Source organism: Nocardia sp. FDAARGOS_372 (assembly GCF_002554515.1).
Lineage (GTDB): Bacteria > Actinomycetota > Actinomycetes > Mycobacteriales > Mycobacteriaceae > Nocardia > Nocardia farcinica.
Genome location: NZ_PDDW01000001.1, coordinates 3,971,544 through 3,995,881 on the forward strand (window position 1 = coordinate 3,971,544; position 24,338 = coordinate 3,995,881).

General features: G+C 71.8%; 1 protein-coding gene (only partly in view). It reads right to left on the bottom strand.

What is annotated here, in order from left to right:
* A protein-coding gene (locus tag CRM89_RS18945; RefSeq protein WP_098085401.1) for a non-ribosomal peptide synthetase crosses the window boundary here: on the bottom strand, positions 1-24,310 show its 5' portion. 19,220 nt of this gene lie to the left of the window's left edge; only the first 24,310 of its 43,530 coding nucleotides appear in the window; the start codon lies at positions 24,308-24,310; the stop codon falls past the left edge of the window.
* Between the last annotated feature and the right edge of the window lie 28 nt (positions 24,311-24,338).

The window sequence follows — 24,338 nt, forward strand, 5'->3', positions numbered from 1 at the left end:
GGAACGGCACCTCGGCGGTGACGTCGAAGGCGGTCAGCACCAGGTCGGCGATCCGCTCGGGCAGCTCGGCCTCGGTGATCTCGATCGGCGCGAGGTCGGGGATCACCTGTGCGGTCGGCACCACCTGCTGATAGCCGACGCCGCCGATCTCCGGGTAGTAGGTGCGCAGCGATTCGTGCCTGGCGAGCACGTCGGCGACGGCGACCTGCAGCGCCTGCCGGTCCAGCAGACCGGACAGTCGCACCGCGGCGGGGATGTTGTCCGCGGCCGCGGCGAGGTTGTGCTCGCCGCCGCCGGTGCCGATGTTGAAGCGGTTGAGGAACCACATGCGCTGCTGCGCCAGCGAGAGCGGCACCCGCTCGGGCCTGCGCTGCGGCACCAGGGCGGCCCGCGCACCGGCGCCCGCGCCGGTCTCGGCGCGGGCGGCCAGCGCCGCGACCGTGGACGCCTCGAACAGCTCGCGCACGCCGAGTTCGGTCTCCAGCGCCGCCGACAGCCGCGCGGCGACCTGGGTGGCGCTGAGCGAGTTGCCACCCAGGGCGAAGAAGTCGTCGTCGAGGCCGACCCGTTCGACGCCGAGCACATCGGCGAAGGTGCGGGCCACGATCTCCTCGACGGGGGTGGTCGGGGCGCGGAACACCGCGGCCTCGAACACCGGCGCGGGCAGCGCCTTGCGGTCCAGCTTGCCGGAGGCGTTGAGCGGGAAGGCGTCCAGCGCCATCACCAGGGCCGGGACCATGTAGGCGGGCAGCTGCCTGCCCAGGTCCTCGCGCACCAGGTCGCTGTCGACCTGCGCGCCCGGGGCGGGCACGACGTAGGCCACCAGCTGGTCACCGGTGCGCTGGTCGCCGCGGACCACGACGACCGCCTGCGCGATCTCCTCCAGCGCGGTGAGCGCGGATTCGATCTCGCCGAGCTCGATCCGCAGACCCCGCAGCTTCACCTGGAAGTCGGTGCGGCCCAGGTACTCGAGCTCACCCTCGGCCGTCCACGCCACCAGGTCGCCGGTGCGGTACATCCGCTGCCCGTCGCCGAACGGATCGGCCACGAACCGATCCGCGGTCAGATCCGGCCGCGCCACGTAGCCACGGGCCAGCTGAGCACCCGCCAGATACAGCTCACCCGCGACACCCACCGGGGCGGGCCGCAGCCGGGCGTCGAGCACGTAGACCTGCGTGTTGAACACCGGTGCGCCGATCGGCACCGTGTCGATGTCGGCGTCGGTGACGCGGTGGTAGGTGACGTCGACCGCGGCCTCGGTGGGGCCGTACAGGTTGTGCAGTTCGGCCCCGGTCAGCTCGCGCAGCCGGTGCGCGGGCTTGGGCGGCAGCGCCTCACCGGAGGCGAACACCATCCGCAGCGCGTCGCAGCGGGCCGCCGCGGCGTCGGCGACGAACACCGCCAGCATCGACGGCACGAAGTGGGTGACGGTGACCCGCTCGGCCGAGATGACCTCGGCCAGATAGGCCGGATCGCGGTGCCCGTCCGGCTTGGCGACCACCAGGCGCGCGCCGACCTGCAAGGGCCAGAAGAACTCCCACACCGACACGTCGAAGGTCGCCGGGGTCTTCTGCAACACCGCGTCGGCGGCGGTCAGGCCGTACTCGGCCTGCATCCACACCAGGCGGTTGACGATCGCGGCATGGCTGACCGCGACACCCTTCGGGCGGCCGGTCGAACCGGAAGTGAAGATCACGTAGGCGGTGTTCTCCGGCCGTAGCGGCATCCGCCGTTCGGCGTCGGTGACCGGTGCCTCGGACAGCCCATCCAGGTCGAGCAGGTCGATGCGCACCTGCGCGGTGTCGATCGGCAGATCGTCGCCGGAGGTGAGCACACAGACCGGATCGGCCGTGGCGAGGATGTACTCGGTGCGCTCGGCCGGGTGATCGGGGTCGAGCGGCACGTACGCGCCACCGGCCACCGACACCGCGTACATGCCGACCACCAGGTCGATCGAGCGGCGCATGCCCAGTGCCACATACGATTCCGGGCCGACGCCGCGCTGGATCAGCCAGCGCGCCAGCCGGTGCACGCGAGCGGCGAACTCGGCGTAGGACAGACCTGTCCCCTCGAACGTGAGCGCGGGCGCGTCCGGGGTCCGCGCGACCTGCGCCTCGAACATCGAGACCAGCGTCAGCGCGGAGGTGCCGGCGAGCTCGCCGAGCAGCGCGGCGGGCTCGATCGGGTGCGCGGTGGCGTTCCAGCCGGAGACCACCAGGTCGCGTTCGGTCGCGTCGAGCAGGTCGATGTCACCCACCGCGACGGCCGGGTCGGCGGTGATGGTGGTGAGCACCCGCACCAGCCGGTCGGCGATGCGGCGCACGGTCGGCTCGTCGAACAGGTCGCGCAGGTAGCCCGCGCGGATCCGCAGGCGCGAATCCAGTTGCGCGATCAGCGTCAGCGGGTAGTGGGTGGCGTCGGCGGCCTCGATGCCCGCCACGGCCATGCCGTCGATGTCGGCGGCCTGGGCCTGGATGCCCTCGGCGTCGACCGGGTAGGACTCGAACACCACGAGGGTGTCGAACAGCGCGCCCACCCCGGCGGCGGACTGGATGTCGGCCAGGCCCACGTAGTGGTGGTCGAGCAGGTCGGCCTGCTCGCCCTGCACCCGGGTGAGCAGCTCGCGCGCCGACTCGGCGGCGTCGAACCGGACCCGCACGGGCACGGTGTTGATGAACAGGCCCACCATCGACTCGACGCCGGCCAGCTGCGCGGGACGGCCCGACACGGTGGTGCCGAACAGCACGTCCTCGCTGCCCGCCATGCGGCCGACCAGGATGCCCCAGGCCACCTGGAGCACCGTGTTCGGCGTGACGCCCAGCGAGCTCGCCAGCTCGGTGAGCCGCGCGGTGGCGGCCTCGTCCAGGTCGAACAGGTACTCCCCGGACAGGGCGGTGATCTCGCGACCGGCGTCGGCCCTGGCCAGCAGGGTCGGCTCGGTGACCCCGCGCAGCGCATCCCGCCAGGCGGCCAGCGACGCGGCGGTGTCCTGCTGGGCCGCCCACTCCAGGAAGTGGCGGTAGCTGCGCACCGCGGGCAGCGCCGCGGCGTCGGCGTGGGTGGCGTAGAGCATGAGCAGGTCGCGCATCAGCAGCGGCATCGACCAGCCGTCGAGCAGGATGTGGTGGTTGGACACCACGAACTCCCAGCGCTGCTCGCCGACCCGGATCAGGGTGAAGCGGATCAGCGGCGGGGCGGCCAGGTCGAACCGGTGCATCCGGTCGGCCTCGATCAGGTCCTCCGCCGCGCCGGTGTCGCGGCGATCGTGCTCGGACCAGTTCACCCGGACCCCGTCCAGCACCACCTGCACGGCGTTGCCGTCGTGGTCGGTGAGGAACGCGGTGCGCAGGTTCTCGTAGCGGTCCAGCACCGCCTGGGCGGCCGCGCGCAGGCGCGCCGGGTCGACGTGCCCGGTCAGCGTCAGCACCGCCTGGGCGGTGTAGACGTCCACCGAGCCCGCGGCCAGGCGGGCGTGGAAGAGCAGGCCCGACTGCAGCGCCGAGAGCGGCCACACGTCGGTGAGCGTCGGGAAGCGCCGTTCCCAGTCCTCGATGTCGCGCTGGGTGGCGCGCACCAGGGCGAAGTCGGACGGGGTGTGCCCGCCCGCCTCGGCCGAATTCGCGTGCCGGGCCACCGCTTCCAGCGCGGTGGTCCACAGCTGCGCGAACTCGCGCACCTCGGCCTCGCTCAGCAGCGTGGCCGGGTAGCCGATGTTGGCGGTGAGCTTGTCGCCCACCACGATCGCGTTGACGTCCAGCGGCGCCATCGCGGGCATGTCGGCGTCGTAGGCGCCGCCGAGCGCGCCCAGTTCCGGCGCGGGGGTCCAGCCGAAGCCGCGCAGTGCCTCGGGCACGTCGCCCTCGGACACCCGGCCCAGGTAGTTGAAGCTGATCTGGCCGGGCAGCTGCGCGGGCAGCTCACCCGCGGTCCTGGCGTTGAGGTAGCGCAGCAGGCCGTACCCGATGCCCTTGTCGGGCACCGAGAGCAGCTGCTCCTTGACCGCCTTGACGGCCTTGCCGACCGCGGGCCCGCCGGCCAGCGCGGCGTCGAGGTCGACACCGGACAGGTCGAAGCGGACCGGGAAGATCGCGGTGAACCAGCCGACCGTGCGCGAGAGGTCGGCACCGGGCACCACGTCCTCCTCGCGGCCGTGGCCCTCGAGACGGATCAGCAGCGAGTCCTGGTGCGCGGCGCCGGTGCGGCGGGCCCGCCACTGCGCGGTCGCCAGCGCCAGCGCGGTGAGCAGACCGTCGTTGACGCCGCCGTGGAACAGCGCCGGGACCGTGGTGAGCAGGGCCTTGGTGACCTCGGGCGACACCTCGACGGCGACCTTCTCGATCGCGCCGGAGACGTCCACCGCCGGGTCCATCGGACGCTCGGTGAGCAACGGGTCGGTGGCGCCCGCGACGGTGCGCCAGTAGTCCAGTTCGGCGACCCGCTCGGGGCGCTCGGCCTCGGTGGCCAGCGCGTGCGCCCAGGCCCGCATCGAGGTGGCCGGGGCGACCAGCTCGGGCTGCTGTCCGGCCGAGAGTTGGCCCCAGGCGGTGACGAAGTCCGGCACCAGGATGCGCCAGGACACGCCGTCGACCACCAGGTGGTGGGCGAGCACGAGCAGCCTGCCCATCCGCTGCGGGGTCGCCGGGTCCAGCCACACGAACCGGATCGCCGTGCCCGCGGCCGGATCGAGCCGGTCGAGCGCGGAATCCAATGCCGCCGAGGCGATCTCGACCAGCCGGTCGTCGTCGGCGTCGGCCGGGATCTCGACCCGCTCGACGAGTGCGTCGACGTCGACGGTGCCCGGCGCGGCGGTCTCGACCACCCAGTCGGTGCCGTCGTGGTACAGCCGTGCCCGCAGCATGTCGTGGCGGTCGATCACCGCGCCGACGGTGCTGACGATGCCCGCGCGGTCGATGCCGGCGGGCAGTTCCAGCGCGACGGTCTGGTTGAACCGCCCGAACGAACCGGGCCGCTCGGCCATGAACCGCACCACCGGGGTGAGCGGCATCGGGCCGACACCACCGCCCGGCGGCTCGGCCAGCGCCGAGACCGCGGGCGCGGCGGCGTCGCCGGTCTCGGCGACCGCGGCCAGCCCGGCGACGGTCTTCTGCTCGAACACGTGCCGCGGGGTGAACACCACGCCGCGCGCCTTCGCCCGCGAGACCAGCTGGATGGAGACGATGCTGTCGCCGCCGAGGGCGAAGAACGAGTCGTCGACACCGACCCGCTCGACGCCGAGCACCTCGGCGAACACCTCGGCGATGGTCTGCTCGAGCGGCGTGCGCGGCGCACGGAACACGACCTCGGTCGCGAACACCGGCTCCGGCAGCGCCTTGCGGTCCAGCTTGCCCACCGGGGTCAGCGGCACCCGGTCGATCACCATGATCGACGAGGGCACCATGTAGGCGGGCAGGCGCTGCTCGACGTGGCCGGTCAGCGTCGGCACGTCGATCGAATGACCCGGCGCGGCGACCACATACGACACCAGCACGGTCGCGCCTGCGGCGTTGTCGTGGCCGACGGTGACCGCGAAGTCGACCGACTCGTGCGAGGCCAGCGCGGCGTCGATCTCGCCCAGCTCGATACGGAAGCCACGGACCTTCACCTGGAAGTCGGAGCGGCCCACGTATTCCACTTCGCCGGTGCGGGTCCAGCGGACCACGTCACCGGTGCGGTACATGCGCTCACCCGGCACGTACGGGTTGGCGACGAACCGGTCGGCGGTCAGGCCGGGGCGGGCGTGGTAGCCGCGCGCCAGCTGGATGCCCGACAGGTACAGCTCACCCGCGACACCCACCGGCACCGGCCGCAGCCGGTTGTCCAGGATCAACGAGCGCATGCCGCGGATCGGGCCACCGATGGTGACCAGCTCGCCCGGCACCAGCGCGTCGCTGATGTTGGTCATGATCGTGGTCTCGGTGGGGCCGTACCCGTTGTGGAAGGCCCTGATCCGGCCGGTGTCGCCCAGCGGCACCGCCCATTTCGCGACCAGTTCCGGCGGGCAGGCCTCACCGCCGGCCACCAGCACCCGCAGGGTGTCCAGGCCGGTCGGGTCGAAGGTGGCCAGCGCGGCCGGGGTGATGAAGGCGTGCGTGACCCGCTCGCGGCGGATCAGCTCGGACAGTTCCTCACCGCCGTAGACGCCCGGCGGCACCACGACCAGCGCACCGCCCGCGCCGAGCGCGAGCAGCAGTTCGAGGATCGAGGCGTCGAAGCTCGGCGACGCGAAATGCAGTGCGCGGGTGTCGGAGTCGATGTCGTAGCGCTGCACCTGCTCGGCCCGGAAGTTCGCCAGGCCCGCGTGGGTCACCACGACGCCCTTGGGCACACCGGTGGAACCGGAGGTGTAGATGACATAGGCGGGCTGCTCGGGCCGGGTCGGGCGGACCCGCTCGGCCTCGGTGATCGGGCCGCCGTCGAAGGCGTCCAGATCCAGCTCCTCCAGCACCAGCCAGCGCGTCGAATCCGGCAGGCCGTCGAGCACGGCGGCCACGGTCAGGCCGACCGGCGAGCCGGAGTCGGTGACCATGTGCGCGATGCGCTCGGCCGGGTAGTTGGGGTCGACCGGCACGAACGCCGCACCGGTCTTGGCGACCGCCCAGGCCGCGAACACCGAATCCGCCGAACGCGGCACACCGACCGCGACCAGGTCCTCGGCGCCGATGCCCTCGGCGATGAGCAGCCGGGCCAGCCGGTTGGAGCGCTCGTCCAGCTCGGCGTAGGACAGACTCGTCCCCTCGAACACCACCGCGGGCGCCTGCGGGTCGCGCGCGGCGGCCTCGGCCAGCAGCTCGGGCAGGGTGCGCGGCGGCACCGCGGGGGCGCCCGTGCGCGCGACCAGATCGGCCTGTTCGGCAGGCTCGAGCACGTCGATCGCGCCGACCGGCAGGGCCGGGTCGGCCGCGATCGCGGCCAGCACCCGCTGCCAGCGCCGCACGATCTCGTCGGCGGTGGCGGCGTCGAACAGCTCGGTGGCGTAGGTCAGCGCCAGCGTCATACCCGCGGCCGCGTTCTCCGACAAGGTGAACTGCAGGTCGAAACGGGCGACGTTCTCCTCGAGATCGAGCGCCTGCACCGACAGCCCGGGCAGTTCCAGGGTGGTGCGGTCGAGGTTCTGGAAGGCCAGCATCACCTGGAACAGCGGGTTGCGCGCCTGCGAACGCTCCGGCGCGAGCAGCTCCACGAGCCGTTCGAACGGCACGTCGGCGTTGCCGTAGGCGTCCAGGTCGGTGCGGCGGACCCGGTCGAGCAGCGCGGTGAACGGCTCGGCCTCGTCGATGCCGGTGCGCAGCACCAGCGTGTTGACGAACATGCCGACCAGCTCGTCGAGCACGGCCTCACCGCGTCCGGCGATCGGGGTGCCGACGGTGATGTCGTCGGAGCCGGACAGCCGGGCCAGCAGCACGGCCAGCGCGCCGTGCATGACCATGAACAGCGACGCGCCGTGCCGGCGCGCGACGTCGTCGAGCGCCCGGATCAGCTCGGCGGGCAGTTCGGCCGACAGCGTGGCGCCGCGGTGCGAGGCCACCGCCGGGCGCGGCCGGTCGGTGGGCAGGGTCAGCTCGTCGGGCACCCCGGCGAGCGCGCGCTGCCAGTACGCCACCTGGCGCGCCAGCAGCGATTCCGGATCGTCCTCGGCGCCGAGGACCTCGCGCTGCCACAGCGCGAAGTCGGCGTACTGCACCGGCAGCGGCGCCCAGCCGGGCACCGCCCCCTGGGTGCGGGCGCCGTAGGCGGTCATCACGTCGCGGGTCAGCGGACCCATCGAGAAGCCGTCGGCGGCGATGTGGTGCACCACCACCACGAGCACGTGCTCGTCGGTGCCGGACACCGCGTAGAGGCGGGTGCGCAACGGCACCTCCTCGGCCACGTCGAAGCCGGTGCCGACGAACTCGGTCACCGTCTCGAGCAGCTCGTCGGCGGCGACGGCCACCGGACGCAGGTCGATCTCGATCTGCTCGGCCGGAACCACCACCTGCACCGGCGTGCCGCCGTGCTCGGGGTAGCGGGTGCGCAGCGATTCGTGCCTGCGCACCACGTCGGCCAGCGCCAGCCGCAGCGCGGGCACGTCCAGCGCGCCGGTCAGCCGGATGGCGATCGGCAGGTTGTAGGCCGCCGAGGAGGTGTCGTACTTGTTCAGGAACCACATGCGCTGCTGCGCGTAGGACAGCGGCACCAGCTCGCCCGCGGCGCGCGGACGCGCGGCCAGGCGCGCGACCGCCGGCCCGCCGGTGTGCGATTCCACCCGCGCGGCGAGCGCTTCCACGGTGGAGGCCTCGAACAGGGTGCGCACCGGGACCGTGGTGCCCAGCGCCGCGCCGATGCGGGCGGCGACCCGGGTGGCGATCAGCGAGTTGCCGCCCAGTTCGAAGAAGTCGTCGTCGACGCCGACCCGCGGCACGTCGAGCACCTCGGCGAAGACGGCGGCGACCGCCTCCTGCACCGGGGTGACCGGCGCGCGGAATGCCTTGGCCTGCACCGCGGGCGCGGGCAGGGCACGGCGGTCCAGCTTGCCGTTGACGGTCAGCGGGATCCACTCCAGCCGCACCAGCGCCGAGGGCACCATGTAGGACGGCAGCTGCTCGGCCGCGCCGGAGCGCACCGCGTCGAGGTCCGGGGTGACCCCGGGCTCGGCCACGACATAGGCGACGATCCGCTGGTCGCCCGGCTGGTCCTCGCGCACGATCACCGCGGCCTGCGCGATGCCCGGCTGCGCCAGCACGGCGGCCTCGATCTCGCCCAGCTCGATGCGGAAACCGCGCACCTTCACCTGGTCGTCGGCGCGGCCCAGGTACTCGAGCTCGCCGAAGCGGTTCCAGCGCGCCAGGTCACCGGAGCGGTAGAGCCGCTCCCCCGCCTCGCCCAGCGGGTTCGCCACGAACCGGGCGGCGGTCAGGTCGGGGCGGCCCAGGTAGCCGCGCGCCAGCTGCGGGCCGGCCACATACATCTCACCGGCGACGCCCACCGGCACCGGCCGCAGCCGGTTGTCCAGCACGTACACCCGCAGGCCCGCGATCGCGCGGCCCACGATGCTGCCCGACGCGGACGCGATCGTCGCCGCGTCCAGCGCCCGGTAGGACACGTGCACCGTGGTCTCGGTGATGCCGTACATGTTCACCAGCACCGGCGAGGCATCACCGTGCCGGGCGACCCAGTCCGACAGGCGGCGCAGCTCCAGCGCCTCACCGCCGAACACCACATAGCGCAGCGACAGCGGCGCGGCGCCGGGCGCGGCGGTGCGGTCGGCCTCGGCCAGCTGGTAGAACGCCGACGGCGTCTGGTTGAGCACCGTCACCCGTTCGGCGCGCAACAGCTCGAGGAACTGCTCGGGCGAGCGCGAGGTGTAGTAGTCCACCACCACGACCGTGCCGCCGAACGACAGCGGACCCCACAGCTCCCACACCGAGAAGTCGAAGGCGTAGGAGTGGAACAGCGTCCACACGTCCTGCGGCCCGAACCCGAAGTCGCGGTCGGTGTTCGCCAGCAGCCGCACCACGTTGCGGTGCGCGACGGCGACGCCCTTCGGACGGCCGGTCGACCCGGAGGTGTAGATGACGTAGGCGACGTTGTCCGGCGAGAGCGGCGCGAGCCGGTCCGCGTCGGTGATCGGCGCGTCGTCGGCATCCGCCATGTCGCCGGTCTCGACCCCGAAGCCGTCGACGGTGATCACCGGCAGCCCGGCCGGGATCTCGGCCTCGACGGTGGAGTCCAGCACGACGCCCGCCGGGCGCGCGTCGGCGAGCACGTAGGCGATGCGCTCGGCCGGGTAGGCCGGATCGATCGGCACGTAACCCGCACCGGTCTTCACGACCGCCAGCAGCGCGACCACCAGGTCCAGCGAGCGCGGCAGCAACACCGCGACCAGCTTCTCCGGACCCGCGCCGTCCTCGATCAGCCTGCGCGCCAACACGTTCGCGCGCCGGTCCAGCTCGGCGTAGGTCAGCGCGTCGGCGCCGAACTTCGCCGCGACCTGCTCCGGATGCGCGGCGGCCATCTCGTCGAACAGCGACACCAGGGTGGCGTCGGCGAACCGCGCGGCGCCGCCGTCGGCGCCCGCGGACACCCAGCGCTGCGCGACGTCGAGCCGCTCGGGCTCGCCGAGCAGGTCGATGTCGCCCACCACGACGGCGGGGTCCTCGGCGACGCTGCGCAGGATGCGCACCAGCCGGTCGGCGAAGGCGGCCACCGTCTCGGGATCGAACAGTTCGGTGGCGTAGTTCCACGACATCGCCAGCGCGCCGCCCGCGGCCTCGCCGACGGTCAGCTGCACGTCGAACTTCGCCGTCCCCGCGTCGAAATCGACGATGTCGAGGTCGAGGCCGGGCAGCGAGACGGTGCCCGCTTCGGTGGCCGAGGCCGCCTCGAAGGTCAGGCCGACCTGGAACAGCGGGTGGTGGGCCTGCGAGCGGGCCGGACTGAGCACGTCGACCAGCCGCTCGAACGGTACGTCGGCGTGCGCGAACGCGGCCAGGTCGGTACGGCGCACCTGCTCGAGCAGGTCGCTGAACTTCGCGCCGAGGTCGATCTCGTTGCGCAGCACCAGGGTGTTTACGAACATGCCGACCAGGTCGTCGAGCGCGCGTTCGCCGCGGCCCGCGATCGGGGTGCCGATCGCGATGTCGGTGCTGTTGGACAGGCGCGCGGCCCAGGTCGCCAGGGCGGCGTGCACGACCATGAACAGGGTGACCCCGTGCGCGCGGGCGACGTCCTCGAGCGCGCGGTGCAGCTGCGCGTCCACGGTGAAGTGGTGCAGCGCACCGGCATTGGAGGCCACCTCGGGCCGCGGCCGGTCGGCGGGCAGCTCGATCTGATCGGGCAGATCGCGCAGCTGCTCGGTCCAGTAGGCGATCTGGGCGGCAGCCACCGATTCCGGGTCGTCCTCGGCGCCGAGCACGCCGCGCTGCCACAGCGTGTAGTCGGCGTACTGCACCTCGAGCGGTGCCCAGTTCGGCGCCTCGCCACCGACACGCTCGGTGTAGGCGACGACGATGTCGCGCAGCAGCGGCCGCAGCGAGAAGCCGTCGGCGCTGATGTGGTGCATGACCAGCACCAGCAGGTTGCTGCGCTCGTCGAGGGTGAGCAGGGTGGCGCGGAACGGGATCTCCGCGGTCACGTCGAACCACGTGCTCGCCAGCTCCACCACGCGCCGCGGCGCCTCGGACGCGGGCACCCATTCGGTGACCAGGTCCACGGGCGCTTCGTCGGCGGGCAGCACGCGCTGGTAGCCCTCGCCGTCGACCTCGGGGTAGACGGTGCGCAGGGTCTCGTGGCGGGCGACCACGTCGCGGATCGCGGCCTGCAGGGCGGCGGCGTCGAGCGCGCCGGTCAACCGGACCGCGACCGGGATGTTGTTGACCCCGGTGCGGTTGTCGAACCGGTTGAGGAACCACATCCGCTGCTGGGCGGGCGAGAGCGGCACCAGCTGCGCGGTCTGCCCGTCGGGCAGCGGCACCGGCGCGGGTCGCTCCTGGGCGGTCAGCGGTGCGCGACCGCCCTGTCCGGTGGCCGACTCCACCTTCGCGGCCAGCGCGGCCACGGTGGACGCCTCGAACAGGGTGCGCAGCGGGATCTGGGTGTCCAGCGCGGCGCCGAGGCGGGCGGCGAGCTGAGTGGCGACCAGCGAGTTGCCGCCCAGGGCGAAGAAATCGTCGTCCAGGCCGACGCGGTCGATGCCGAGCACGTCACCGAAGGCGCTGGCGACGATCTGCTGCACCGGGGTGACCGGCGCCTGGAAGGTCTTGGCCTCGAAGGTGGGCTCGGGCAGCGCCTTGCGGTCCAGCTTGCCGGAGGCGTTGAGCGGGAACGCGTCGAGCACCACGAAGGCCGCGGGCACCATGTAGGCGGGCAGCTGCGTCGACAGCGCCGCCTTCACCGCGTCCACGTCGATGGTGTAGTTCGGCTCGGCGATCAGGTAGGCGACCAGCTGATCGCCGGTGCGCTCGTCGTGGCGGACCACGACCACCGACTGGGAGACTGCGGGCAGCGCGGTGAGCGCGCCCTCGATCTCGCCGAGTTCGATGCGCAGGCCGCGCAGCTTCACCTGGAAGTCGGTGCGGCCCAGGTACTCCAGCTCGCCGTCGGCCGTCCAGGCCACCAGGTCACCGGTGCGGTACATGCGCACGCCGTGCCCGAACGGGTCGGCGACGAAGCGCTCGGTGGTCAGATCCGGGCGGGTGACGTAGCCGTAGGCCAGCTGCGCGCCGGCCAGGTACAGCTCGCCGGGCACGCCGACCGGCACCGGCCGCAGGCGCGAATCCAGCACGTACACCTGGGTGTTGAACACCGGGGCGCCGATCGGCACGGTCACCGTGTCGGCGTCGGTGACCTCGTGGAAGGTCACCTCGACGCCGGCCTCGGTCGGCCCGTACAGGTTGTGCAGGCGGGCGCCGGTCAGCTCGCGCAGCCGCTGCGCGGTGACCGCGGGCAGGCCCTCACCGGAGGCGAAGACGTTGCGCAGGCCGATGCATTCGGCGGCGCGGGGCTCCACCACGAACAGCGACATCATCGAGGGCACGAAGTGCGCGGTGGTGATGTGCTCGTCGATGATCAGCTGCGCCAGGTAGGCCGGGTCGCGGTGGCCGTCGGGCTTGGCGATCACCAGGCGCGCGCCGACCTGCAAGGGCCAGAAGAACTCCCACACCGACACGTCGAAGGTGGCGGGGGTCTTCTGCAGCACGACGTCGTCGGCAGCCAGCCCGTACTGGGCGTGGCCCCAGACCAGGCGGTTGACAATCGCCGCGTGGCTCACCGCAACGCCCTTGGGGCGGCCGGTGGAACCCGAGGTGAAGATGACGTAGGCGGTGTTGCCGGTGCGCAGCGGCCGGTGCCGGTCGGCGTCGGTGAGCGGCGCGTCGGAGTAGCCGGACAGGTCGAGCCGGTCGATGCGGACCTGCCGCGACAGCGTGACGTCGAGGTCGGACCCGGAGGTCAGCACGCAGACCGGTCCCGCGGTCTCGAGGATGTGCTCGATGCGTTCGGCCGGGTTGTCCGGATCGATGGGCACGTAGGCGCCACCGGCGGCGCTGATCGCGTACATGCCGACCAGCAGATCCAGAGAGCGCCGGATTCCCAGCGCGACATACGATTCCGGGCCGACGCCGTTGTCCTTGAGCCAGCGCGCCAGCCGGTGCACCCGGCTCGCGAACTCGGCATAGGTCAGACTGGTCCCCTCGAAGGTGAGCGCGACCGCGTCGGGGGTGCGGGCGACCTGGGCCTCGAACAGCGCGACCAGGGTCGCCGCGGAGTCGCCCACCGGCGAGGTGAGCGCGGCGTCGACGGCGAATTCGGTGTCGTTCCAGCGCCGCAGCACCAGTTCGCGTTCGGCGGTGTCGAGCAGTTCGATGTCGCCGACGGCGGCGGTGGGGGCGGCGGCGACGCCGTGCAGCACCCGCAGGAAGCGGGCGGCGAAGGCGTCGGCGTAGCCGGCGTCGAACAGGTCGGTGGCGTAGACCAGTTCGGCGTCCATCTCGGCCTCGGCGCCGGGGATCTCGCTCAGCGTCAGCTGCAGGTCGAACTTCGCCGTCGGCGGGTCGATGCCCAGTTCCTCGACGGTCAGACCGGGCAGTTCCAGCGAGGTGCGGCCGAGGTTCTGGAACGACAGCATCACCTGGAACAGCGGGTGCCGCGCCTGGGACCGGGCCGGGTTGAGCACCTCCACCAGCCGCTCGAACGGCACGTCGGCGTGCGCGAAGGCGGCCAGGTCGCGCTCGCGGACCTGCGCGAGCAGATCGGTGAACGGGGTGGCGGTGTCCACCTGGGTGCGCAGCACCAGGGTGTTGACGAACATGCCGACCAGGTCGTCGAGCGCCTGCTCGCCACGACCCGCGACCGGGATGCCGATGGCGATGTCGTCGGCGCCGGACAGCCGCGACAGCAGCGTCGCGAAGGCGCCGTGCACGACCATGAACAGGGTGGTGCCGTTGGCGTGCGCGACGCGGTTGAGCCTGTCGATCAGCTCGCCGGGCACGCGGAAGCGGTGGGTGCCCGCCCGGTAGGAGGCCACGTTCGGGCGCGGCTTGTGCACCAGGCGCAGTTCGTCGGGCAGGTCGGCCAGCGCGGTGCGCCAGTAGTCGAGCTGCTGGGCGATGAGGGAGGTCGGGTCCTCCTCGTCGCCGAGCGTCTCGCGCTGCCACAGCGCGAAGTCGATGTACTGCACGTCCAGCGGCGACCAGCCCGGCTCGGTGTTGCCGGTGCGCGCCACGTAGGCGGTCATCAGGTCGCGCACCAGCGGCCGCATGGAGAAGCCGTCGGCGGCGATGTGGTGCACCACGAGCGCGAGCACGTAGTCGCGTTCGCCGAGTTCGTAGATGCGCAGGCGCACCGGCGGTTCGGCGGTGACGTCGAAGCCCGCGTTCACGAAGTCGTAGAGCCGGCCGAGCAGGTCCTGCTCGGCGGTCTCGACCACGTCGACCTCCGGAATCGCCCGGGCGGCGGGCAGCACCCGCTGGTAGGCGACGCCCTCGTGTGAGGGGTACACGGTGCGCAGGGTCTCGTGGCGAGCGACCACGTCGGCGACGGCGCCGCGCAGCGCGGCCACGTCGAGCAGGCCGCGCAGCCGCACCGCGGCCGGGATGTTGTAGGTGCTCGCCGCTCCGCCCGCGTCGGGCCCGGTGTCGAAGCGGTTGAGGAACCACATGCGCTGCTGGGCCAGCGACAGCGGCGGATGCTCGGGCCTGCCGACGGCCGTGAGTGCCTGGCGCACACCGGTTCCGGCGTGCGATTCGACCCGCGCGGCGAGGGCGCCGACGGTCGGCGCCTCGAACAGCGTGCGCACACCGACCTCGGTGTCGAGCGCCTTGCTGAGCCGGGCGGCGACCTGGGTGGCGACCAGCGAGTTGCCGCCGAGGGCGAAGAAGTCGTCGTCCACGCCGAGGCGTTCCACGCCGAGCAGGTCGGCGAAGATGTCGGCGACGATCTCCTCGATGGGGGTCGAGGGCGCGCGGAAGGTCTTGGCCTCGAAGACGGGGGCGGGGAGGGCCTTGCGGTCCAACTTGCCCGACGCGTTCGTCGGGAACGCATCCAACACCACAATCGCCGCAGGCACCATGTACCCCGGCAACACCGCCGACAACCCAGCCCGCACCGCAGCCACATCCACCGACGCATCCGACCCCGCCACCACATAACCCACCAGCTGATCACCGGCATGCGGATCCGAACGCACCACCACCACCGACTGAGCAACACCCGGCTGCGCCGACAACGCCGCCTCGATCTCACCCAACTCGATCCGCAGACCACGCAACTTCACCTGGAAGTCCGTACGCCCCAAATACTCCAACTCACCGGACTTCGTCCACGCCACCAGATCACCGGTGCGATACAACCGCGAACCCACACCACCGAACGGATTCGCCACAAACCGATCCGCCGTCAAATCCGGCCGACCCAAATACCCCAACGCCAGCTGATCACCAGCCAGATACAACTCACCCGCAACACCCGGCGCCACCGGATGCAACCGCGCATCCAACACGAACACCCGCGTGTTCCACACCGGACGACCGATCGGCACCGACACCACATCCGCAGCCGTCACCTCGTGATAAGTGACATCCACCGCAGCCTCGGTCGGACCATACAAATTATGCAACCGCGCACCGGTCAACTCACACAACCGCCGCGCCGTCGCCGCAGGCAACGCCTCACCCGACGCGAACACCTGCCGCAACCGCGGCGCGGGCAGCGGCGAATCACCGTTGTCGTTGCCGAGGGTGGAGACGAACACCGCCAGCATCGACGGCACGAAATGCGCGGTGGTGATGCCCTGTTCGGCGATGATCTGAGCCAGGTACACCGGATCGCGATGGCCGTCCGGCTTCGCGACCACCAACCGGGCGCCGGTCTGCAACGGCCAGAAGAACTCCCACACCGACACGTCGAAGGTCGCCGGGGTCTTCTGCAACACCGCGTCCTCGGCACCGATCGGGTACTGCGCCTGCATCCACAGCAGCCGGTTCACGATCGCGGCATGACCGACCGCCACACCCTTCGGGCGGCCCGTCGAGCCGGAGGTGAAGATGACGTAGGCGGTGTTGCCGGGGCGCAGCGGCGCCGGCCGCTCGGCATCGGTGATCGGCGCGCCGCTGGTCGCGGCGTCGGCGGGCAGATCCTCCACGAACAGCGTCGGCACCGCGTCCGCGACCACGTCGGCGAAGTTGTCGCGGCGGGTGGTCAGCACCAGCGCGGGCCGGGCGGTGTCGAGGATGTGGTTGATGCGGTCGGCGGGCTGATCCGGGTCGAGCGGCACGTACGCGCCACCGGCCTGCAGCACCGCGTACATCGCCACGACCAGCTCGGTCGAACGACGGATGCCCAACGCCACCAACGATTCCGGGCCGACACCCGCGGCCATCAGGTCGCGGGCCACCCGGGCGGACCGCTCGCGCAGCTCGCGGTAGGTCAGCTGCTCGTCGGCGTAGACCAGCGCGACCGCGTCGGGGGTCGCCTCGACCTGGGCGTAGAACAGCGACACCAGCGTTGCCGCGGGCACCTCGTGCGCGGTGTCGTTCCAGTCGACGAGCACCCGGGCGTGCTCCTCTGGCGCGAGCAGATCGATGTCGCCGATCGGCACGTCCGGGTCGGCCACCACGGCCGCCAGCACCCGGTCCAGGCGGCGCGCGAACGCCGCGACCGTTGGCTCCTCGAAAAGATCGAGGGCATAGGAGAACTCGGCCGACATGCCCGCGGGCTCGCCGCGCTCGTCCTGCGCCTCCTGCAGGGTCAGCTGCAGGTCGAACTTGGCCAGCCCGGCGTCGTAATCGATGCCGCTGACCGACAGGCCGGGCAGCTGCAGGGTGGCCTGCTTGGTGTTCTGGAACGCCAGCATCACCTGGAACAGCGGATGCCTGGCCTGCGAACGAGCCGGGTTGAGCACCTCGACCAGCCGCTCGAACGGCACGTCGGCGTGCGCGAACGCCTGCAGGTCGGTCTCGCGGGCCTGGTTCAGCAGGTCGGCGAAGCTCGCCGAGCCCGACACCTCGGTGCGCAGCACCAGGGTGTTGACGAACATGCCGATCAGGTCGTCGAGGGCGGCCTCACCGCGGCCGGCGACCGGGGTGCCGATGGCGATGTCCGAGGTGCCGCTCGCGCGGGCCAGCAGCACAGCCAGCGCGCTGTGCATGACCATGAACAGCGAGGCGTTGTAGCGCCTGCCCAGCTCGACCAGCGCGCGCTGGGTCTCCTCGGAGATCACGAACGGGTAGGTGCCGCCCCGGTAGGAGGCGGCCGCCGGACGCGGATGGTCGGCGGGCAGGACCAGTTCGTCGGGCAGGTCCGCCAGTTGGCGGGTCCAGTACCGGATCTGGCTCGAGATCAGCGACTGCGGGTCGTCCTCGGAGCCGAGCACCTCGCGCTGCCACAGCGCGTAATCGGCGTACTGCACCGGGAGTTCGGTCCAGGCCGGCGCCTCCCAGGAGGTGCGCGCGGCGTAGGCCAGCATCACGTCGCGGGCCAGCGGCACCATCGACCAGCCGTCGGCGGAGATGTGGTGCACGACCATGCCGAGCACGTACTCCGACTCGCTGATCTCGAACAGGCGCGCGTGCAACGGCACTTCGCTGGTGACGTCGAAGGCCACCGACGCCAGGTCGACCAGGTGGTCGATCAGCGTCTCCTCGGTGACCCGGTAGGGGGTGAGGTCGGGCACGATCTGGGCGGCGTCGAGCACCACCTGCACCGGGCCGTGTTCGGTCTCGGGGAAGACCGTGCGCAGCGACTCGTGCCGGTCGATGACGTCGATGACGGCGACCTGTAGCGCGGCGATGTCCAGATCGCCGGACAGTCGCATGGCGACCGGGATGTTGTAGGCGACGTTGGAGCCGTCGAAGCGGTTGAGGAACCACATGCGCTGCTGCGACAGCGACAGCGGCACCTGCTCGGGCCGGTCCTTGGCGACCAGCGCCTTGCGGGCGCCGTCACCGGCCTGCGACTCCACCCGCGCGGCCAGCGCCGCCACGGTGCTGGCCTCGAACAGCATCCGCACCGGGACGCGGGTGTCCAGCGCGATGCCGAGGCGGGAGGCGACCTGGGTGGCGATCAGCGAGTTGCCGCCCAGATCGAAGAAGTCGTCGTCCACGCCGACCCGCGGCAGGCCGAGCACCTCGCCGAAGATCTGAGCGACGATCTCCTCGATCGGGGTGGTGGGAGCGCGGAATTCGCGCACCTCGAACACCGGCGCGGGCAGCGCCTTGCGGTCCAGCTTGCCCGAGGCGTTGAGCGGGAACTCCGGCAGCGCCACCACGACCGAGGGCACCATGTAGGCGGGCAGCCTGCGCCGCAGCGCGGTCTTGACCTCCTCGGTGTCGATCTCGCCCGCGCCCACCACGTAGGCGACGAGCTGATCGCCTGCGACGGTGTCGATCACCAGCACCACGGCCTGGTTGATCGCGGGCTGCTCGAGCAGCGCCGCCTCGATCTCGCCGAGCTCGATGCGCTGGCCGCGGAACTTCACCTGGAAGTCGGTGCGGCCGATGTACTCGAGCACCCCGAACTCGCTGTGCGCGTTGCGGTTCCAGCGCACCAGGTCACCGGTTCGGTAGAGCCGCTCGCCGGGCGCGCCGAACGGGTCGGCGACGAACCGCTCGGCGGTCAGGTCGGGCCTGCCGTGGTAGCCGCGCGCGATCTGCGCGCCGCCCAGATACAGCTCACCCGCGACACCGGCGGGCACCGGGCGCAGCGCCTCGTCGAGGACGTAGGCGCGCGCGTTCCACACCGGGCGGCCGATCGGCACCGCGCCGCCGCCGTTGTCGATCACCCGCCACGAGGTGGCGTTGACGGTGAACTCGGTGGGGCCGTACAGGTTGACCACCGTGGCCGGGCTGAGCCTGCGGAACAGCGCCACCGTGGAGGAGGTCAATGCCTCGCCGCCGACGAAGATCGCGCGCAGCGAGCTGCATTCGGCCGCGGGCGCGGTGGAGGCGAACACCGACAGCAGCGACGGCACGAACGAGGTCATGGTGACCTGGTGCCGCCAGATCACCTCGGACTGGTAGAGCGGGTCGCGGTGGCCGTCGGGCGCCGCCACGATCACCTGGGCGCCCACGATCAGCGTGGCGAACAGCTCCCACACCGAGGCGTCAAAGGTGAACGGCGTCTTGTGCAGCACCACGTCGGTCTCGTCGAGACCGCTCTCGGCGATCTTCCACGCCATCTGGTTGACCATCGCGGCATGGGTGACCGCCACGCCCTTCGGACGGCCGGTGGAGCCGGAGGTGTAGAGCACGTAGGCGGTGTTCTCCGGGCGCACCACGCCGCGCCGTTCGGCCGGGTCGATCGGGCCGTCGGGGTAACCGTCCAGGTCGAGGGTGTCGACGTGCAGCACCGGGCAGTCGCCGCCGGTCACGTCGTCGCCGGAGGTGGTCAGCAGCACCACCGGGCGCGAGCTGGCCAGCACGTACTCGGTGCGCTCGGCCGGGTGATCGGGGTCGATCGGCACGTAGCCGCCGCCCGCGGCCACCGCCGCGTACACCGCGACCAGCATGTCCAACGAACGCCGGATGCCGACCGCGACCAGGGTGTCGGGGCCGACGCCCTCCTCGATCAGCTTGCGCGCCAGCCGATTCACTCGCGCGGCGAACTCGCCGTAGGTCAACGCGGCCGCCGGGCCGTACTCGCCCTCGGAGCGTTCGCCCGGATCGAAGAGCAGCGCGGTGGCATGGGCGCGCCTGCGCGCGGTCGCGTCGAACAGCTCGATCACCGTGGTGACCGGCGGCACCTCGTGTGCGGTGCGGTTCCAGCCGGTCAGCACCGTCTCGCGCTCGGCGGCATCGAGGATCTCGATGTCGCGGACCGCCGTGCTCGCCTCGCGCGTGACCGCGCGCAGCACCCGCAGGAATCGGTGGTTGAACTCCTCGACCGTGGCCCGGTCGAACAAATCGGTCGCGTAGGACAGCACCGCCGAGATGCCCGCGGGCGCACCGGTGCTCGCGCGCTGCTCGGTCAGCGTCCACAGCAGGTCGAACTTGGCGATGGGCACCTCGACCTCGGCGGCGCTCACCGTCAGGCCGGGCAGCTCCAGGGTGCCGTGCGCCATCTCCTGGAACGACAGCATCACCTGGAACAGCGGGTGCCGCGCCTGCGAGCGGGTCGGGTTGAGCACCTCGACCAACCGCTCGAACGGCACGTCGGCGTGCGCGAACGCCTGCAGATCGGTTTCCCTGGTGCGAGCGAGGAATTCGGTGAACGGCTGGCCACCGTCGACGTCCGAGCGCAACACCAGGGTGTTGACGAACATGCCGATCAGGTCGTCGAGCGCCTGCTCGCCGCGGCCCGCGATCGGGGTGCCGATGGCGACGTCGGTGGTGCCCGACAGCCTGCCCATCAGCACCGCCAGCGCGGCGTGCACAACCATGAACAGGCTCACGCCCTGGGCGCGGGCCAGCTGCGCCAGCTCCGCGTGCAGTTCGGCGTCGATCTCGAAATGCGTGGTGGCGCCGCGGAAGCTCTGCACCGGCGGACGCGGGCGGTCGGTGGGCAGCTCGAGCTGATCGGGCAGCCCGGCCAGCTGCCGCCGCCAGTAGGCGATCTGACGCGCGGCCATCGACTCCGGATCGGACTCCGAGCCGAGCAGCTCCCGCTGCCAGATGCTGTAGTCCTGGTACTGCACCGGCAGCGGCGCCCACTGCGGCGCCTCGCCCGCGGCGCGGGCCAGGTAGGCGGCCGCGACGTCACGCGAGAGCGGGCCGAAGGAGAAGCCGTCGGCGGCGATGTGGTGCACCACGAAGGCGACCGCGTGATCGGGGGTGCCGTTGGTGGACCCGCCGGTCACCCGGAAGATCCGCACCCGGATCGGCAGCTCGCGCGCCACGTCGAACCCGGTGGCCGCGAATTCGGCCAGGGTGGCGGGCAGTTCGCTCTCGTCGATCGACTGCACGGCGATCGCCAGGTTGATCTCGTCGTCCGGGATCACCTGCTGGTAGCCGCCGTCCCCGGACTCGGGGAAGATCGTGCGCAGCGACTCCTGGCGCGCCATCACGTCGTTTAGCGCGGCCTTCAACGCCGCGATGTCGACGTTGCCGCGCAACCGGACCACGAACGGCAGGTTGTAGGTCGGCGCGGTCGGGTCGAACTGGTTGATGAACCACATCCGCTGTTGCGCGAGCGACAACGGCACCCGGTCCGGCAGTTCCTGGGCGACCAGCGGCGGGCGACCGCCCTCGGCCGGCGCGGCGTGCTCGGCGCGCGCGGCGATACCGGCCACGGTGGGCGTCTCGAACAGTGCGCGCACCCCGATCTGGGTGCCGAACGCGGCGCCGATGCGGGCCACCACCTGGGTGGCGACCAGCGAGTTGCCGCCCAGGTCGAAGAAGTTGTCGTCGATGCCGACCCGGTCCTGGCTGAGCACGTCGGCGAAGATGTTCGCCACGATCTGCTCGGCCTGGGTGCGCGGGGCGCGGTAGCCGGCGTCGGCGGCGAACACCGGTTCCGGCAGCGCCTTGCGGTCGAGCTTGCCGGAGGTGTTGAGCGGGAACGCGTCCAGCACCATCACCGAGGCGGGCACCATGTAGCTGGGCAGGTGCTCGGCGGCGAAGCGGGTCAGCTCCAGCGGGTCGATGCTCTGGCCGGGGGCGGGCACCACGTACGCGACCAGCTGCTGGCCGGTGGCGGTGTCCACGACGAGCACCGCGGACTGGCTGACCGCCGGATGGGCCAGCGTGACGGTCTCGATCTCGCCGAGCTCGATCCGCTGACCGCGGAACTTCACCTGGAAGTCGGTGCGGCCGATGTACTCCAGCGTGCCCGCGGCGTTCCAGCGCACCAGGTCGCCGGTGCGGTACATGCGCGAGCCCGCCGGACCGAACGGGTTGGCGACGAACCGGTCCGAGGTGAGGTCGGGCCTGCCGCGGTAGCCGCGGGCCAGCTGCCGACCGCCCAGGTACAGCTCGCCGGGAGCGCCGATCGCGGCCGGGCGCAGCCGCGAATCCAGCACGTACACCTCGACGTTCCACTCCGGGATGCCGATCGGCACGGTGACGGTGTCGGCCGCGGTGGCCTCCCAGTACGTCACCGAGACGGCGGCCTCCGTGGGGCCGTAGAGGTTGTGCAGGCCCGCGCCGTCGGCGGTGAGCGCGCGGAACTGCGCGGCCGTCTCCGGCGGCAGCGCCTCACCGATGACGAACACCGCGCGCAGGCTCTGCACCTGCGCCGGGGTGGCGTGCGCGACGAACACCGTCAGCATCGACGGCACGAAGTCGGTGACGGTCACCCGGTGGCGGGCGATCATGTCGGCGACGTAGAGCGGATCACGGTGCCCGTCGGGCGCGGCGATCACCAGTTTCGCGCCCACCATCAACGGCAGGAAGTAGCCCCACAGCGAGACGTCGAAGGTGGTCGCGGTCTTCTGCAGGTACACGTCGTCCGCGGTCAGCCGGTACTCGTCGAGCATCCACAGCTGCTGGTTGACGATCGCGTGATGGGTCACGGCCACGCCCTTGGGGCGGCCGGTGGAACCCGAGGTGTAGATGACGTAGGCGGTGTTCTCCGGGCGCAGCGGGGCGCGCCGGTCGGCGTCGGTCAGCGGCTGCGGCGAGTACGCCGACACGTCCAGGGTGTCGATCTCGACGCGGCGCACCGACTCCGGTAGTTCGAGCTCGTCACCGGAAACGGTCAGCACACACACCGGGTCGGCCGAGGACAGGATGTAGGCGGTGCGCTCGGCCGGATGGTCCGGGTCGATCGGCACATACGCGCCGCCCGCCTTCAGCACCGCGTGCATGCCGATCACCAGCTCGAGCGAGCGGCGCATGCCGAGGGCCACCAGCGATTCCGGGCCGACGCCGTCGGCGATCAGGAACCGGGCCAGGCGGTTGACGCGCTCGTCGAACTCGGCGTAGGTCAGCGTCGCGCCCTCGAAGTCCAGCGCGATGCGGTCGGGCGTGCGCGGAATCTGCGCGTCCAGCAGGGCGACCAGCGTGGTGTCCGGCACGTCCTGGGCGGAGTCGTTCCACTCCACCAGGGTCCGCTCGCGCTCGGCGGCGGTGACCACCGGCAGCTCCCACACCTTCGCCGCGGCGTCGGCGGCCAGGAAGCGGTCGAAGAACTCCAGGAAACGGCCGTGATGGGCGGCGGCCTCCTCGGCGCTGTAGAGGTTCGGGTTGGTCTCGAAGTCGATGTGCGAACGGCTGCCCGCCACCGACTGGTAGAAGTTGACGCCCAGGTCCTCGATGCTGCCGGTGGACAGCACGTGCAGCTGACCGACCATCGGGCCGAGGGTCATCTCGCTGTGGAACAGCATGATGTTGACCCACGGGCCGAAAAACTCGGTGGTCACCACACCGTCACCGGCGGCGTCGCGGCGGATGTCCTCGTGCCGGTACCGCTGGTGGCGCAGCGCGCCCGAGACCTCGACCTGCACGGACTTGAGCAGCTCGGCCACGGTGGTGTCGTGGGCGACGCGCAGACGCAGCGGCACGATGTTGGACACCGCGCCGCCGGAGCGGCGCATGGCCGCGGTGGTGCGCGCCGTCACCGGCAGGCTCAGGATCACGTCCTCGGCGCCGGTCATCTGCGCCAGGTAGGTGGCGAACGCCGCGATGAGCAGGCCCGCCGGGGAATTGTCGTGGCGGGCGACGGCCTCGGTCAGCAGGGCGTCCTGCTCGGGGCTCAACGCCGCGCTGGTGACCCCGTTGACCGGCGCGGGCGGAGCGGAGCGCCCGGCCAGGCTGGAGCCTTCCTCCAGGCCCGCGACGCGCTCGGCCCAGTGCTGCTTGTCGGATTCGAAACGGGAGCTGTCGCGGTAGGCGATCTCCGACTCGTAGAGGGTCTTCAGGTCGGTCGCCTTGGCCGGGCTCGGCTCGGTGCCGGTGACCTCGGCGGTGTAGAGCTCGGCGATCCGGTTCATGAAGGTCATCGCGCCGAAGCCGTCGAGCGCGATGTGATGCGCGCGCGAGTACCAGAACCAGCGCGAGTCGGCCAGGCGCAGCGCGGCCGCGCGGATCAGCCGGTCGGCGACGATGTCGAGCGGGCGGCTGTACTCCGCGCGCATCCACTCGGCCGCGGCCGCCTCGGGGTCCTCGGCGTCGCGCAGGTCGACGTACTCGAGGGTCGCGTCGAGGGTGAAGTCGACCGTCTGGAACGGCTCACCGTCGCGCTCGACGATCTTCAGGAAGCCGGAGCCCATCTCCCGGGCAGCGGCGGCGCTGGCACGCTCGAGCGCGTCGACATCCAGGTCACCCCGGAGGTCGACGTACTGGGCGATGTTGATCGGCACCTGCGGATCGACGTGCTGGGCATACCAGATACCCAGCTGCGCGGGCGACAGTGGGAAGTACTCGCCACCAGCTTCGCCGTTCCCGCCGATATCCAGCCGGTCCAACCGTAACCTCGCTTCCGGAACACCACGC